The sequence below is a fragment of the Micromonospora sp. CNZ285 genome, assembly GCF_004637285.1.
Genome location: NZ_SPQD01000001.1, coordinates 1668442 through 1682831 on the forward strand (window position 1 = coordinate 1668442; position 14390 = coordinate 1682831).

Consider the following 14390-nt stretch of genomic DNA (forward strand, 5'->3'; position numbering starts at 1 on the left):
GTCTAGTGGTCGGCGTCCGCGCGGGCCGCGCCGTCGAGGGTGTAGCGGCGTTGCAGCAGCACCGCGACCACCATCACGGCGGCGGGCAGCAGCCCGAAGCCGTAGCGCAGCGCGTCCAGCGCGGCCGGGGACTGGGTCACGGTCTGCCCGGCGGTCGAGGCCACGAACCCGCCGGCGGCGAGGCACAGCGCGTACGCGTAGGGGCCGAGCGCGGCACCGGTGGCCTCGGTGGCGGTCCACACCCCGGTGTACGTGCCGGCCCGCTCGGTGCCGCCAGCCGCGCGGATCACGTCGGGCAGCATCGAGAACGGCAGCAGTTGCATGCCGGCGAACGCCACCCCGAGGACCGCCACGGCGGCCACCAGCACCGGCAGTCCGGCGGGGCGGCCGATCGCCAGCACCAGCGACCCGGCGGCGAACGCGGCCTGCCCGGCGAGCAGGGCACGTTGCTTGCCGATCCGCCGCGCCACCGCCAGCCAGCCCGGGGTGACGAGCAGCGCGGGTGCGACGAACGCGGCCACCAGCACGGTGGTGAGTCCGGGGCGGCCCAGCTCGTACTCGGCGTAGTAGGGCACCCCGGCGAGCATCAGGTGGGTGGTGGTGGACATGGCCAGGTACGCGCCGACCAGCCAGCGGAACTGCCGGTCCCGCAGGCTCGCCGCCAGCGCCCGCCACCCGCCCGGGCCGTGCGGCGGGGCCGTGTCGGCGGCGGTACGGCGCAACCGGCCGATCCCGGCGACGCCGACCAGCATCGCGGCGAGCATCCCCGCCGCCAGCACCACGCCCATCCGCAGGTAACCGTCGCGTGTGGCGTCGTCGCCGCCGGCCAGCAGCGGCGCGAGCAGCCCGGAGACCAGGATGCCGAGCGTCAGCACCACCATCCGGAACGCCATCAGCCGGGTCCGCTCGTGGTAGCCGATCCGCAGGTCCGCCGGGGTCGCCAGGTAGGGCACCTGGTACGCGGCGAACAGCAGGTTGCCGGCGACGAAGAACACCGCCACCCAGCCCGCGGCGGCGGCGCCGGTGAGGCCGCCGGGCACCGCGAACAGGGCGGCGAACGCCAGTGGCAGCGCGCATCCGGCCAGCAGCAGCCGGCGGCGGTGGCCCCGGCGGGCCTGCTCCACGTCGCAGCGGTGCCCGATCCACGGGTGCAGCAGCACGTCGGCGATCTTCGGCAGCAGCAGCGTGAGCCCGGCGAGCCACGGCGCGACGGCCAGCACGTCGGTCAGGAAGTAGAGCAGCAGCAGGCCGGGCACGGTGACCCAGACGCCCATGCCGAGCGAGCCGGTGGCGAACCCGACGAGCGGGCCGCGCGGCAGGGTGACCGCGTCGGAGCGCTGATCCAGCCCGGTCATGGCGGTCTCCTGTCCTCGGGGCGCGCCGCCCCCAATCCAACGGTTGCTGGATTGTAGGGGTAACAATGGCCGGATGACCATGCCTCGCCGCCGGCCGGGCCGGCCCCGCCGCGACGACCAGCGGCCGACCCGTGACCTGGTGCTCGCCGCCGCTACCGCGTTGTTCGCCGAGCGGGGCTTCGACGCGGTGAGCGTCCGCGACGTCGCCGCCGCGGCGGGCGTGGACGCGGGCACCGTCGTGCACCACACCGGCACCAAGGCGCAGCTCTACGACGCCTGCTTCGCCCGGGTGTTCAGCGCCGAGCGGGAGGTCATCGAGGCAGCAGGGGAACGCGCCCGGGCGGCCCTGGCAGCGGGCCCGCAGGACGCGCTGCGCGCGCTGCACGACCTGCTGGACGTGTTCGTCGACTTCCTGGAGGACCGGCCGGAGACGACCGCGCTGTGGCTGCGCCGCTGGCTGGAGCCGCAACGGCACGGCGAACTGGACCGCCGCTACGCCGCCCCGCTGTACGGGCTGGTCGAGGAGCTGCTGGTGGCGGCGTCCGGGGCCGGCGCGCTGACCGAGCCGACCCCGCACGTGACGGTGCGTTCCCTGGTCTGGGCGGTGCACGGGCACGTGGTGGCGCTCGCCGCCGGGATCGGCTCGGGTGCGCGGGAGCGCCGGGAGTTCCGGGCGTTCGTGCACCGCTTCCTCGACGCGCTGTACGCCGGCGGCCCGGGAGACACCCGCCCTTGACGCCGGCCCACGCTCCGGGGATTATCCATCGGTCGTTGGATTTAGGAGGCGGGTATGGCCACATCCAGGGTCGCTGTCGTCGGCGCCGGAGCCGCCGGGCTGGCCACGCTCAAGGCGCTCGCCGACGCCGGTGTCCCGGCCGTGGCGTTCGAGGCGGCGGACACGCTCGGCGGCCTCTGGGTGTACGGCGCACCCGGCTCGCCCGCGTACCGGACGCTGCACCTGAACACCAGCAAGGGGCGCACCGAGTTCGCCGACCACCCGATGCCCGCCGACTGGCCGGACTACCCCGACCACACCCGCGTCGCCGGCTACCTCGGTGACTACGCCGACCGGTTCGGGCTGCGCGAGACGGTAAGGCTGCGGCACACCGTCGACCGGGTCACCCGCACCGGCGACGGCTGGCGGGTGCGCGCCACCGGACCGGACGGCCCGGTCACTGTCGACGTCGAGGCGGTGGTGGTCGCCAACGGGCACAACCGGGTGCCGAAGCGACCCGAGCCGTACCCGGGCGAGTGCACCGCCGAGCAGATGCACAGCCACGACTACCGCGGCCCGGAACAGCTCGCCGGCCGCCGGGTCCTCGTGGTCGGCGGTGGCAACTCCGCCATGGACATCGCCGTCGACGCCTCGTACGCCGCCGCACGGACGCTGCTGTCGCTGCGCCGCGGCGTCTGGGTGGTGCCCAAGTACCTGCTCGGCCGCCCGTCGGACACGCTCAACGGCGCGCTGGCCCGCCGGCTGCCCTGGCGGCTGCGCCAGCGGATCAGCCAGACCATGATCACCACAGCGGTCGGGCCGCCCACCCGGTACGGGCTGCCCGCACCCGCGCACGGCTTCCTCCAGGACCACCCGACGCTGTCCGACGCGCTGCTGTCCCGGCTCACCCACGGCGACATCCAGGCCCGGCCCGGGATCGCCCGCTTCGACGGCGACCGGGTCGAGTTCACCGACGGCCGCCACGACGAGGTCGACCTGGTCGTCTGGTGCACCGGCTACCGGGTCGAGATGCCGTTCCTCGACCCGGCGCTGCTCGGCGACGGCGCCGACCGGCTGCCGCTCTACCGGCACGTGTTCCACCTGGACGCCCCCGGCCTGGCGTTCGTCGGGCTCATGCAGTCCACCGGCGCGGCGTTCCCCCTGGTCGAGGCACAGGCCCGGCTGGTGGCCGCGCGACTGGCCGGCACCTGGACGCCACCGGACCCGGCCCGGCAGGCCGCCGCCTGCCGCGACGAGCTGCGCGCCGCCGCCGCCCGGTGGGGGCAGCGCCGTCCGCACATGCGCGTCGACTTCGACGTCTACCTGGCCGAACTGGGCCGCGAACTGGCCGCCGGCCGGCGCCGCGCCGGAGCGGGACGATGAGCGCGGCAGGCAAGGAGCGGGCCGGAGTGGACGCGCCGGTCCGTGGCAGCGGGCTGGCCGGACGGCGGGTGCTGGTCACCGGCGCCCGGGGCACGTTCGGGCAGCACCTGGGCGCGGCGCTGACCGCCGCCGGTGCGCACGTGGTCGGGCTGGACCTGCACGCCGACCTCGACGCCACGCCGCCGGTGCTCGGCGTCGACCTGACCGACCCGGCCGCGACGCCACCGGCGGTGGCCGCGGCAGTCGACCGGCTCGGCGGGCTGGACCTGCTCATCAACAACGCCGGTGTGGGCGGGCCCGCGCCCGCCGAGCTGCCGCCGGACGAGGTGGTACGCCGCCAGATCGAGGTGAACCTGCTCGCCGCCTGGAGGACCACCGCCGCCGCGATGCCGGCCCTGGAGGCGGCCCGCGGCCGGGTGATCTTCGTGGCCAGCCGGATGGCGGTGCTGCCGCTGCCGCTGGCCGCCGCGTACGGGGTCAGCAAGCGGGCGCTCGTCGCGTACGCCGACGCGCTGCGCCACGAAGTCGGCACCCACGTCGGCGTCAGCGTCGTCTACCCGAGCATGGTCGCCTCCCCGATCCACGACAGCACGGTGGCGGCCGGGCTGTCGCTGAGCGGGGTGTCCCGGCCGGAGCCGGTCGAGGGGGTGGTGGCGGCGATCCTGCGCGCCGCCACCGCCCGGCGCGCGCCCCGGGATGTGGCCACCACCCGGCGCGGCCGGATCGAACTGGCGCTGGCCCGGCACGCACCGGCGCTGGCCGACCGGATGGTGCGCCGTACCGTCGCCACACGGCTGGCCGCCGGTGACCTGGACGGTGCGGCGCTGGCCGAGGGCATGGTCCGGCGGCACCGGCAGGACCGCCGGTAGCCTGCTCGCCATGGCCGTCTCGCCCTACATCGCCCGGCTGCGCCGCCACGTCGGCCACGACCTGCTCATGCTGTACGGCGTCAGCGGCGTGGTCACCGACGACGCGGGACGGGTGCTGCTGGCCCGCCGGGGCGACAACGGCCGCTGGTCGGTCCCGGCCGGCACCGTCGACCCGGGCGAGCAGCCCGCCGACGCGCTGGTGCGGGAGGTTCACGAGGAGACGGGCGTCAAGGTGGCGATCGACCGGCTCGCCGGTGTCGCCACCCACCCGGTGGTCTACCCCAACGGCGACGCCTGCGAATACCTGAACATCTGGTTCCGCTGCCGGGCGGTCGGCGGGGCGCCGGCGGCCGACGGAGACGAGTCGCTGGCGGTGGCCTGGTTCGCGCCGGACGCGCTGCCCGACCTGGACGACTGGGCGCGGCTGCGGATCGGCACCGCGCTCACGGACGACGCCCCACCCTGGTACGCCGCACCGGGCGAGAGCCACCCGGCGCTGCACCAGCCCGACAACCTCTAGGCGAACGCCACCTCGTACGGCCGGTCCGGGGCCAGATTCACCGCACGGTGCCCGCCGGGCGCGTGCACGACGACGCACTGCGCCACCGGCGACACCAGCCGCGCCCGCACCCGGCCCGGCGCCCAGGTCAGCTCCTCGACCGTGACCCGGCCCCGGCAGGTGATGCCGCGCAGCGTGCCCGAGGGCAGGCCGGGTAGCGGCGCGGGGAGCAGCCGCAGGGTTCCCGGGCGCGACTGCACCAGCGACTCGATGAGCACCGCCGGGAGCGCGTGCGCGGCGTCCGCGTTGTACGTGGTCCGGCCCGGGTTGTGCGCGCTCATCAGCGACCGGAAGAACATGTCCGCGCCGAGGATCTTGCGGAGGTTCGCCGCGACCAGGTCGCCGTCGCGCAGCCGTGCCGCCGCCAGCGCCCGGTGCAGGCTGCCGTGCGCCGACCGGTTCTCGTCGCCGCGCAGCGTCAGCGCCCGGTGCGCGGCGGCGGCCAGCTCCGGGGTGTCGTCCGGGTCGATCTCGTGCAGCGGCCACACCGGATACAGGTGGCTGACGTGCCTGTGGTCCTCGTCGCCGGCGCTGCCGGGCCACGCCCACTCGGCGAGCGCGCCGCGCCCGTCCACCAGGTAGTCCGGCGGCCGTATCCCGGCCCACCGGTCGTCGCCTGTGACCTCGGCGGCCAGCCGCAGCGCGTGCCGGGCCGCGGCGACGTCCATCGTGGCGTTGACGGCGACCGGTGCGGTCCGGCCGGTGTCGTCGTGCGGGCCGGTCTCCGGCGAGTACGACGGCACCAGCGCGGGCTGCCCGTCCACTGCGGTCAGCACGTCGGCGAAGAAGTCCGCCACCTCGGCCAGCCAGCCGGCCACCTCGCCCAGCGGCTCGCCGGTGACCAGGTGGTGTTCGTGAAGCGGGTGCAGCAGCCAGTCCGCGCCGGCGAGCCACGCGGTGAACGGCCAGTCGGGGTGGACGTGGAACAGGTGCCCGTGCTCGCCGTCGGTGCGGCTGGGCGCGAGCAGCCCGCGTGCCCCGTACACGGCGCGGGCGTTGGCGCGCCAGTGGTGCACCTGGGCGGCGACCAGCCGGGCGTGCGCGGCTGTCACCTCCGGCAGCGCGCCAATGTTCGCGCCCGCGAGTTGCAGGTTCAGGTTCGCGTCGGTGGTGAAGTCACCGGCCCACGCGGCGTCCCACGAGCCCAGCCACAGTCCGGTCAGCCGGGGCGGCAGCACCCCGCTGGCGCTGAACAGCAGGTACCGGCCGGCGTGGAACAGCCGTTCCAGCAGCGCCGGGTCCAGCCGGTCCGGCGCGGCGGCCTGCCGGGCCAGCAGCTCACCGACTGGCAGCGCCCGGTCGGCGGCGGCCACGCCGAGGTCCAGGCCGACCCGGGTGTACGGACCACGATGGCGCGGCACGTGCCGGGCCAGCAGTGTGCCGTAGTCCCCGGCCAGCGCGGCGAGCCGCCCCTCCGATGCCCGGGTACGCCACGGCGGCGCGTCGGGCCGGTCGACGAGCGTGGTGAGCAGCGCCGGTCCGCGTACCCGCACCCGGTCGCCGTCGACGCTCACGTCGCCGCGCAGCAGGGTCAGCCCCTCGAACCCGTACGCGCCGCCGGCGTCCGGGTAGCGGGCACGGACCCGCAGGAACACCACCCCGTCGCGGCGGTAGGCGGTGTGCTCGTACACCACGTCGGCGGGCCGGCCCGGCAGCTCACCGGTCACCCCGACCACGCAGTCGCCCTGGTCGAGGTGCAGCACCGCGACACCGTCGGCGCGGGAGGCGAAGCAGCGCCGCCGCCCGCCCGACCACTCGACGGTCACCTCCCCGGTGGTGAAGTCGGTGTCGCGCCGGTAGTCGCGTACGGGGCCGGGCGCGGCGTCGACGGTGAGCGCGTACCCGGGGTGGAACGACTGGGTCCACTCCAGCTTCCGGCCGCCGGTGAGCAGCCGGGCGGCCTCGGCCCGGCGTCCGGCGAGCACCAGCGCGCGGATGTGCGGCATCCGGCCGGCCAGCTCGGGCGCGCGGGCGTCCCGGGTGCCGTTCGGCAGGACGAGCCGGTGGTGGTTCACCACGATCCGTTCCGCGTGCGGCCGCCCGTGGACCATGAGTCCCAGCTCGCCGTTGCCGGTGAGGAACGCGTCGGTCCAGTCGCCGGCCGGTGCGGTGTCGTGGATGCGGTGGGCCGTCACCGGCCGGCGCTGGTGTCCCGCACGGTGAGGTGCGGTTCCAGCAACGTCACCTCCGGCACCGGCTCGCCGCTCAACCGCCGCATCAGCAGCGCCACCGCCTGCCGGCCGACCTCCTCGGCGGGCACCGGTACGCAGGTGAGCCCCGACTGCTCGGCCAGCTCGTCCGGGCAGATCGCCACCACCGACACGTCGCGGGGCACCCGGCGGCCCAGCAGCGGCAGCGTGGCGAGCACCGGCCCGACCGCCGACTCGTTCTGCACGACCAGGCCGGTGACGTCCGGGTGGTCGGCGAGCAGCGCCTCCAGGTCCCGGCGTACCGCGGCCGGTCCCTCCTCGCAGGGCCGGGTCACCGCGTCGACGCCGAGCCGCTCGGCCGCGGCACGTACCCCGGCGCGGGTGCGGTGGGCGAACCCGGTGCCCCGGTCGTAGACCGCCGCCGGGGCGCCGAGCAGCGCGACCCGCCGGTGCCCGGCGGCGGCCAGGTGTTCCACGCACAGCTCGCCCGCACGCCGGAAGTCGAGGTCCACGCAGGCCAGCCCGGTGCTGTCGGCGGGGTGCCCGATCAGGACACCCGGCAGCGCCAGCTCCCGCAGCAGCGGCACCCGGGAGTCCTCCAGCTCCACGTCCATCAGCAGCACGCCGTCGACGAGCGCGCTGCCGGCGATGCGGTGCAGCCCGGCCGGTCCCTCGTCAGCGGTGACCAGCAGCACGTCGTGGTCGTAGCGCCGCGCGGTGGTGACCACGGCGGTGGCGAAGCGCATCACCACGGGCACCTGCATGCCGGTACGCAGCGGCAGCACCAGCGCGATCACGTTGGCCTTGCGGCTGGCCAGCGCGCGGGCCCCGGCGTGCGGGTGGTAGCCGAGCGCGCGGACGCTGGCGAGCACCCGGCCGCGGGTGGTGGCCGAGATGGTGCGTTTGCCGCTGAGCACGTACGACACGGTGCTGGCGGCCACCCCGGCGTGCCGGGCCACGTCGGCGATGGTGACCTGCTCACCCGGGGTGCGCCCGCTCACCGGACCGCCCCGACGCGGGAGCCCGCCGGCTCGGCTGTGGCGTCGCCGCCGGTCACGGTCAGCGCACCGGCGAGCCGGATGTCCCGCGCGGACCGGCCGACCAGCACGGAGTGGACGGCGTCCTCCACCACCATCGCGGCGCGGGACTCGTCCCACCAGGCCAGATCGGCGGTACGCAGCCGCAGCGTCACCCGGGCGGCGCAGCCCGGGTCGAGCGTGACGCGGGCGAAGTCGCGCAACTGCCGCAGCGGCTGCTTGACCCGCGAGCGCCGCTGCCGGGTGTAGAGCTGCACGACCTCGGTGCCCGGGCGGCGGCCCGTGTTGGTGACCTCGACGCTCACCTCCACCTCCTCGCCGGCGCGCGCCGTGGCGGTGCTCAACCGGAGGTCAGCGTAGTCGAACGTGGCGTAGCTGAGCCCGTGCCCGAACGGGTACAGCGGCTCACCCCGGTGGTACAGGTAGGTGGCGTCGGCGCCGATGACGTCGTAGTCGAGCAGGTCGGGCAGTTCGGCGGCGTCCGCGTACCAGGTCTGGGTGAGCCGCCCGCCCGGATCGGCGGCGCCGAGCAGCACGTCCGCCAGCCCGTTGCCGTGCTCCTGTCCACCGTGGGCACTCCACAGCACCGCCGGCACGTGCTCCTGCGCCCAGCCCACCGCGTACGGGTAGCTGCTGGTCAGCGCCAGCACGGTACGCGGGTTCGCGGCCTGCACGGCCCGCAGCAGCTCCGCCTGGCCGGTGGGCAGCGCCAGGTCGGCCCGGTCCTCGGTCTCCCGGCCGTTGACCATCGGGTGGTTGCCGAGCACCACCACCGCCACGTCGGCGGCGGCGGCGAGCGCGGCGGCAGCGGCGGCACCGTCGACGAGCAGCGTCACGGTGAACACGGCCGGGTCGCCGGTGGCGACGTTCAGCCGTCCGTCCGGTGCGACGCCGACGTGCCGGCCGGTGGCGAGGTGGTGCAGCAGCGCGGTGCCGTCGGGCCGGTGGTGCAGGCGGAACGTCTCGCGTACCACCCAGCCGCCGGGTCCGTCGCGGTCGGCGACGAGGGCCCCGGTTTCGTCGGCGCCGACGTACCGGCCGGTGTCCACGGCGCGCAGCGCCACCACGTCCTGCCCCCAGTCGACCACGTCGAACTCGATCGCTGTGCCGCCGAGCGCAAGCGGGCCGTCGCCGTCGTGGCGTACCGCCCGGTCACCGACGTGCAGGGTGATCCGGTCGGTGCCGGGGTGGGTGGTCACCTCGGGCAGCCGCCCGAGCAGCCCGGCGTACGGGCTGATCGCGTACGGCGGGGTGCCGCTGTACCAGTCGGTGAGCACGGTGTCGGCGAGCGGGCCGAGCACCGCGACGCGGGTGCCGGGGCGCAGCGGCAGCAGACCGTCGTTGCGCAGCAGCGCCACCGACTGGCGGGCGGCCTCGCGGGCGAGTTCCCGGTGGGCGAGGCTGTCGAGCGTGTCCGGCGGCACGTCGTCGTGGGGGTCCGGGGCCAGGTCACCCAGCCGCGACCGCACGGACAGGATCCGCCGGACCGCCCGGTCCACGTGGGCGGGCTCGATCAGCCCGCGCGCCAGCGCCTCGGTGAGACGTTCCACTGTGGGGGTGCTGTCCTCGTCGTCCTCGGTGAAGCTGTCGATGCCGGCGCGCAGTGCGGCGGCGAAGCCTGCCACGTGGTCGGGCAGGTACTCCTGCACGCCGGCGATGTTGCCGACCGCCCCGGCGTCACCGACCACCATGATCTCGTCGTCGGCGTAGCCGCGCAGCTCACCGTCGATGAGCGGGCTCAGGTGCGCCGGTACGCCGTCGACCAGGTTGTACGACGCCATCACCGCCACCGCCGCGCCTGCCGCCAGGGGAGCGCGGAAGGCGGGCAGCTCGTACTCGTGCAGCACGCGCGGCGGCAGGTCGCTGGAGGTGGTGGCCCGGTCGGTCTCGTTGTTGTAGCCGAGGAAGTGCTTGAGCGTCGGCGCGGTCCGCAGCCGGATCGGGTGGTCGCCGCGCAGCCCGAGCGCGTATGCGGTGGCGAGCCGGCCGGTCAGCCACGGGTCCTCGGACCAGCCCTCCTCGTTGCGCCCCCACCGGGGGTCGCGCAGCGGGTTGACCACCGGTGCCCACACGTTGAGGCCGACGCGGTCCGGGTCGGCCCGGTGCTTGACCCGTACCTCGTCGCCGACGGCGGCCCCGACCGCCCGGATCAGGTCCGGGTTCCAGCTCGCGGCCAGGCCGATCGCCTGCGGAAAGACGGTGGCGGTGCCGAGCCACGCGACGCCGTGCAGCGCCTCGGTGCCGGTGCGGAACGCGCGCAGGCCGAGCCGGGGCACCGGCGCCTGCCACTGGTGCAGCAGGCCGAGTTTCTCCGGCAGGGTGAGCCGGGCCAGCAGGTCGTCGAGGCGGTGGGGGACGGGGTCGGTCATGGTGGGCGCCTCCGGTCGGCGTTCGGGCCGCCACTCGTTCGTCGAAGCGCTTCGACGAACGAGCCGGTGATGCGGCGGCGCGTACGCGAAAAGGGGTGGTGGGGGGTCGGCGGTGTCGGCCCGGAGCGGTGGTGAAGCGCTTCGACAACCGCCGAAAAACACGCCGCTTCGGGGTTGCCCGGTCCCGGAACGCGGCGCTACCGAGGTTGACACCTTCCGGCGGGTGCGGTCAAGGGGTCATCCGGCGGGCAGGCGTCCCGCCTCCACTGTGGCCAGCGCGGCGGTGGCCCCGCCCAGCGCGCCGGCCGCGGACCCGAGCGTGCTGGCCTCCAGTCGTACGCCGGGCGGGACGGGTGTGCGGGCGGCGAGTTCGGCGTGGGCGGCCGGCAGCAGCAACGGTGCGAGCGCCGCCAGGTGGCCGCCGACCACCACCACCTCCGGGTCGAGCAGCCCGGACAGCACCGATGCCGCCTGCCCGAGCAGCCGGCCGATCTCGGTGAGCCCGGTCCGTACCGGCTCGTTCCCGGCGCGGGCCAGGGCCTGGATCCGTTCGATCTCCGGCAGGTGGTCGGTGACCGGCCCGGCGTCTGGTAGCAGCCGGCCGATCACCGCGTCCACGCCGAGGAGCGCGGTGAGGCAGCCGCGCCGCCCGCAGTCGCAGGGCGGCCCGTCGGCGGCCAGCGGCAGGTGCCCGACGTCGCCGGCGAAGCCGCGACCGCCGCGCAGCAGCCGGCCGCCGCTGATCAGGCCCGCGCCGATCGCCGGGCCGCCGGTGAGGTGCACCAGGTCGGTGGTGGCGGCGTACGGGCCGTGCCGCCGCTCGGCCAGCACGGCGAGGTTGGCCTCGGTGTCGACGGCGACGGGGAAACCCGGATCGCGCAGCGCGCGGCGCATCGACGCGGCAAGCGGCACGCCGCGCCAGCCCAGCGCCGGGGCGGCCGGCACGTCGCCGTCCGGGTCGACCAGGCCGGGTACGGCAACGGTCAGGCCGAGCACGGTGCGGTCGGCGCCGATGCGGGTGACGGCCCGCCGGACCAGTGCGGCGAGCGCCTTCACCGTCTCGTCGGGACCGGCGGTGGCGGCGGGGAACGCGCGCCGCCAGGTGAGCACCGGGTCGCCGCCCAGTCCGGCGGCGACCGCCACCAGTTCGTCCGCGCCGACGCGCAGGCCGAGCCCGGCGTAGCGGGAGCCGTCGAGCACGAGCATGGTGGCCGGGCGGCCCACCCGGTTCTCGGTCAGCCCGGTCTCGCGCAGCAGGCCGTGCTCGATCAGCTCGGCGACCAGGCTGGAGACGGTGGCCTTGTTCAGCCCGGTGCGCGCGGCGACGTCGGCCCGGGAGCAGGGGGCGTGGCGGCGGACGTGCCGGAGTACGGCGGCCCGGTTGGTCACCCGCACGTCGCCGAGGTCGGCCGTCGGCCGGTCGATGCTGATCACGTACTGCCCGCCTCCTGCGCCCGGCCCGAGTTCGGCTACAGCTTAAACTAAATGGGCGAGATTCCGGCCGGCCGGGCCCGGCCGGCGAACCACGGCGCGAACGGCGTCACCGGGACCGGTTCGCCGTCGAGCACCACCCGGCGCGGCGGATCCTCCCCGACCACGCTGACCCGCCGGACGTCCAGTGGCCCGTCCACGCGTACACGCAGCGTGTCGCCGTCGCGTACGGCGGTGATCGTGGTGTCGCCGTCGGGGTCCCGCACCACGCTCACGCCGTCGGCGCCGCCCCAGGCCACCAGCGTGACGTCCCGGAACGGCCCGGTCCCGACCGTCGCCGCGGCCGCCACCGTGGGGATCAGCGCGCCGTGCCGCACGTACAGCGGCAGCCGATCGAGCGGCACGCGCACCCGCAGGTGCCGGCCGCCGGGGTGCCGCTGCCCGGTGTACGCGTCGAGCCAGTCGTCGCCCACCGGCAGGTAGACGGCGCGTTCGCCGGACGGGTCGAGCACCGGAGCCACCAGCAGGTCGGGGCCGAGGCGGTACTGGAGGTCGGCGGTCCAGGCGGCCGGGTCGTCCGGGGTGTCGACGAGCAGCGCCCGCAGCATCGGGCCGCCGGTGCGGGCGCTCGCCACCGCCGCCGACCAGAGGTACGGCAGCAGCCGGTAGCGCAGTCGCAGCGCGTCCACCGCGTGCCGTTCCGCCTCGGCCGGGAACTCCCACGGCAGCCGGCTGGTGGTGCCGTGCAGCCGTACCAGCGGGGAGAGCGCGCCGAACTGGGTCCAGCGCACGTACAGGTCCGGTTCGGGGGTGCCGTGGAAGCCGCCGGTGTCGTGGCTCCAGAACGGCACCCCGGACAGCCCGTGGGACAGGCCGCCGCGCAGCGTGCTGGCCATGCCGGGCCAGGTGGCGTTGACGTCGCCGCTCCACTGGGCGCTGTGCCGCTGCCCGCCCAGGTACGACGAGCGCGCCCACACCGTACGGTGCCCGGCGACCTCCTCGGTGACGTCGGCGACCGCGTCGTTGAACAGCAGCGCGTACACGTTGTGCAGTTCCACGCCGGTCATGCCGTTGTGCGCCACCGCGTCGGCAGGTACGCCCTCGGCGAAGTCGGTCTTGAACGCCGCGACGCCCTGCGCCAGCAGCGGCCGCAGCAGGCCCTGGAACCAGCGCACCGCTGCGGGGTTCGTGAGGTCCACGATGGCGCATTCCGGGTAGCTGCCGTGCCAGGTGTCGGCGACGTACGTGCCGCCGTCCGGGCGGCGCAGGAAGTACCCGGCGGCCTCGGCGTCGGCGTAGAGCGGGCTGCCGGTCATCAGGTACGGGTTCATCCACAGGCACACCCGGAAGCCCTGCTCGGTGAGGTCCTTGAGCATGCCGTCCGGGTCGGGGAAGGCGTCGGCGTCCCAGCGCAGGTCCGACCAGTGCCCGGCGACCTGCCAGTAGCAGTCGAGATGCAGCACGTCGCAGGGGATGTCCCGCTCGCGGATGCGCCGGGCCCGTTCCAGTACGCGCTGCTGGCTGTCCGGGAAGAAGCCGGAGGAGATCCAGGCGCCGAACGCCCACCTCGGCGGCAGGTACGGCCGTCCGGTCAGCGTGTCGAGCCGGTCGAGCACCCGCTCCGGGGTGGGGCCGGCCAGTACGTAGTAGTCGAGCAGGTCGTCCGGGACGAGGATCTGCACGCTGCTGTGGGTGCTGGCGCACACGTCGAACTGCACCGGCAGCCCGCTGTCGACCAGGACGCCGTAGCCGCGGTCGGACAGGTAGAACGGCACGTTCTTGTGCGAACGGTCGGACTCGCCGCCGAAGGCGTCGAAGTTCCACATCAGCGGTCGCTGGCCGCGCTTGTCCAGCGGCGTGAACTTCTCGCCGAAGCCGACGAACCGTTCGTCGCCTGGTGCCACGAAGCTCTCGTGCCAGGCGGCGGGCTCGCCGTCGACCGTGGATCGGCCGAGCGGCAGCGTGCGGCGGCGGCCGCTGATGTCCCGCGTACCGCCGTCGGACGCAAGCAGCAGCCGCCCGTCGGGGGTGAGGAAGCGCAGCCCCCACGGGTCCAGGCGCACCTCGGCGACCACGCCGCCGGCGCCCACCCGGACGTGTCCGTCGGCCACGGTCACGGTGGCCGGGTGCGGCTGCGGGTGGACCAGCGTCAGCACTGCCGCGGAACGGCTGCGGACGGCGAGGTCGTCGGCGAGGCGTACCCGGATGATCCCGTCCCCGGCGGCCTCGACGCGCGCGACCAGCGTGCGACCGGACGCGCAGGTCGCGGTGAGCGTGACACCGTGCGCGTCGGTCGCGGCCACAGCGGCCCGCAGCACGTCGTCGGTACCCTCCTCGCCGGGGGCGCGGACCGGCAGGTCGGGCGGGTCGGCCACGAACGTCTCGTACGGGACCAGCGGCGGGCGGTACGGCATGGGCGTCTCCTCGCGGCGTCCACGGGCGGTCCCGCCAGTTTCTTTGGAAGCCCAACTAACTGTCAATGATCGACGGCATTGACTTTCCGTCTCACCTGTTCCTATTTT

At 75.5% G+C, this 14390-nt stretch carries 10 protein-coding genes; 4 read left to right on the forward strand and 6 right to left on the reverse strand.

What is annotated here, in order from left to right:
• Positions 1 to 2: 2 nt before the first annotated feature.
• Positions 3 to 1355, reverse strand: a complete 1353-nt coding sequence (locus tag CLT75_RS07600; RefSeq protein ID WP_135240134.1) for an MFS transporter — start codon at positions 1353 to 1355, stop codon at positions 3 to 5.
• Between the two features lie 73 nt (positions 1356 to 1428).
• Here CLT75_RS07600 and CLT75_RS07605 point away from each other — a divergent pair, with 73 nt between their 5' ends.
• From CLT75_RS07605 to CLT75_RS07620, 4 genes are read left to right on the forward strand one after another with little or no spacing between them, the layout of a single operon-like run.
• The gene (locus CLT75_RS07605; RefSeq protein WP_486485085.1) at positions 1429 to 2091 is read left to right on the forward strand and encodes a TetR/AcrR family transcriptional regulator; all 663 of its coding nucleotides are present in this window, start codon (positions 1429 to 1431) and stop codon (positions 2089 to 2091) included.
• A 54-nt stretch (positions 2092 to 2145) separates the two neighbouring features.
• On the forward strand, positions 2146 to 3453 hold the full coding sequence (locus CLT75_RS07610) for an NAD(P)-binding domain-containing protein (RefSeq protein WP_135240135.1): 1308 nt from the start codon (positions 2146 to 2148) through the stop codon (positions 3451 to 3453).
• Positions 3450 to 4322: an SDR family NAD(P)-dependent oxidoreductase gene (locus CLT75_RS07615; RefSeq protein ID WP_135240136.1), complete on the forward strand. Its 873-nt coding sequence runs from the start codon at positions 3450 to 3452 to the stop codon at positions 4320 to 4322. The genes CLT75_RS07610 and CLT75_RS07615 overlap by 4 nt, the downstream gene beginning before the upstream one ends.
• 10 nt (positions 4323 to 4332) lie before the next feature.
• Positions 4333 to 4842 (forward strand): NUDIX hydrolase, encoded by a 510-nt coding sequence (locus tag CLT75_RS07620; RefSeq protein ID WP_030272300.1) that lies wholly within the window; start codon positions 4333 to 4335, stop codon positions 4840 to 4842.
• On the opposite strand, the gene CLT75_RS07625 is transcribed toward CLT75_RS07620, so the two are convergent.
• The 5 genes from CLT75_RS07625 to CLT75_RS07645 form a co-directional block, all read right to left on the reverse strand.
• Positions 4839 to 7016 carry a glycoside hydrolase family 95 protein gene (locus CLT75_RS07625; RefSeq protein WP_135240137.1) on the reverse strand — a complete coding sequence of 726 codons (2178 nt, stop codon included), beginning with the start codon at positions 7014 to 7016 and terminating at the stop codon, positions 4839 to 4841. The genes CLT75_RS07620 and CLT75_RS07625 overlap by 4 nt on opposite strands.
• A complete protein-coding gene (locus CLT75_RS07630; protein ID WP_135240138.1) occupies positions 7013 to 8032 on the reverse strand; it encodes a LacI family DNA-binding transcriptional regulator in 1020 nt (339 codons plus the stop codon). Before CLT75_RS07630 ends, CLT75_RS07625 begins: the two co-directional genes overlap by 4 nt.
• Positions 8029 to 10437, reverse strand: a complete 2409-nt coding sequence (locus CLT75_RS07635) for a glycoside hydrolase family 3 C-terminal domain-containing protein (protein ID WP_135240139.1) — start codon at positions 10435 to 10437, stop codon at positions 8029 to 8031. The genes CLT75_RS07630 and CLT75_RS07635 overlap by 4 nt, the downstream gene beginning before the upstream one ends.
• Before the next feature lie 237 nt (positions 10438 to 10674).
• Positions 10675 to 11871: an ROK family transcriptional regulator gene (locus tag CLT75_RS07640; protein ID WP_135240140.1), complete on the reverse strand. Its 1197-nt coding sequence runs from the start codon at positions 11869 to 11871 to the stop codon at positions 10675 to 10677.
• Between the two features lie 47 nt (positions 11872 to 11918).
• Positions 11919 to 14282 carry a TIM-barrel domain-containing protein gene (locus CLT75_RS07645; RefSeq protein WP_135240141.1) on the reverse strand — a complete coding sequence of 788 codons (2364 nt, stop codon included), beginning with the start codon at positions 14280 to 14282 and terminating at the stop codon, positions 11919 to 11921.
• Positions 14283 to 14390 lie beyond the last annotated feature (108 nt).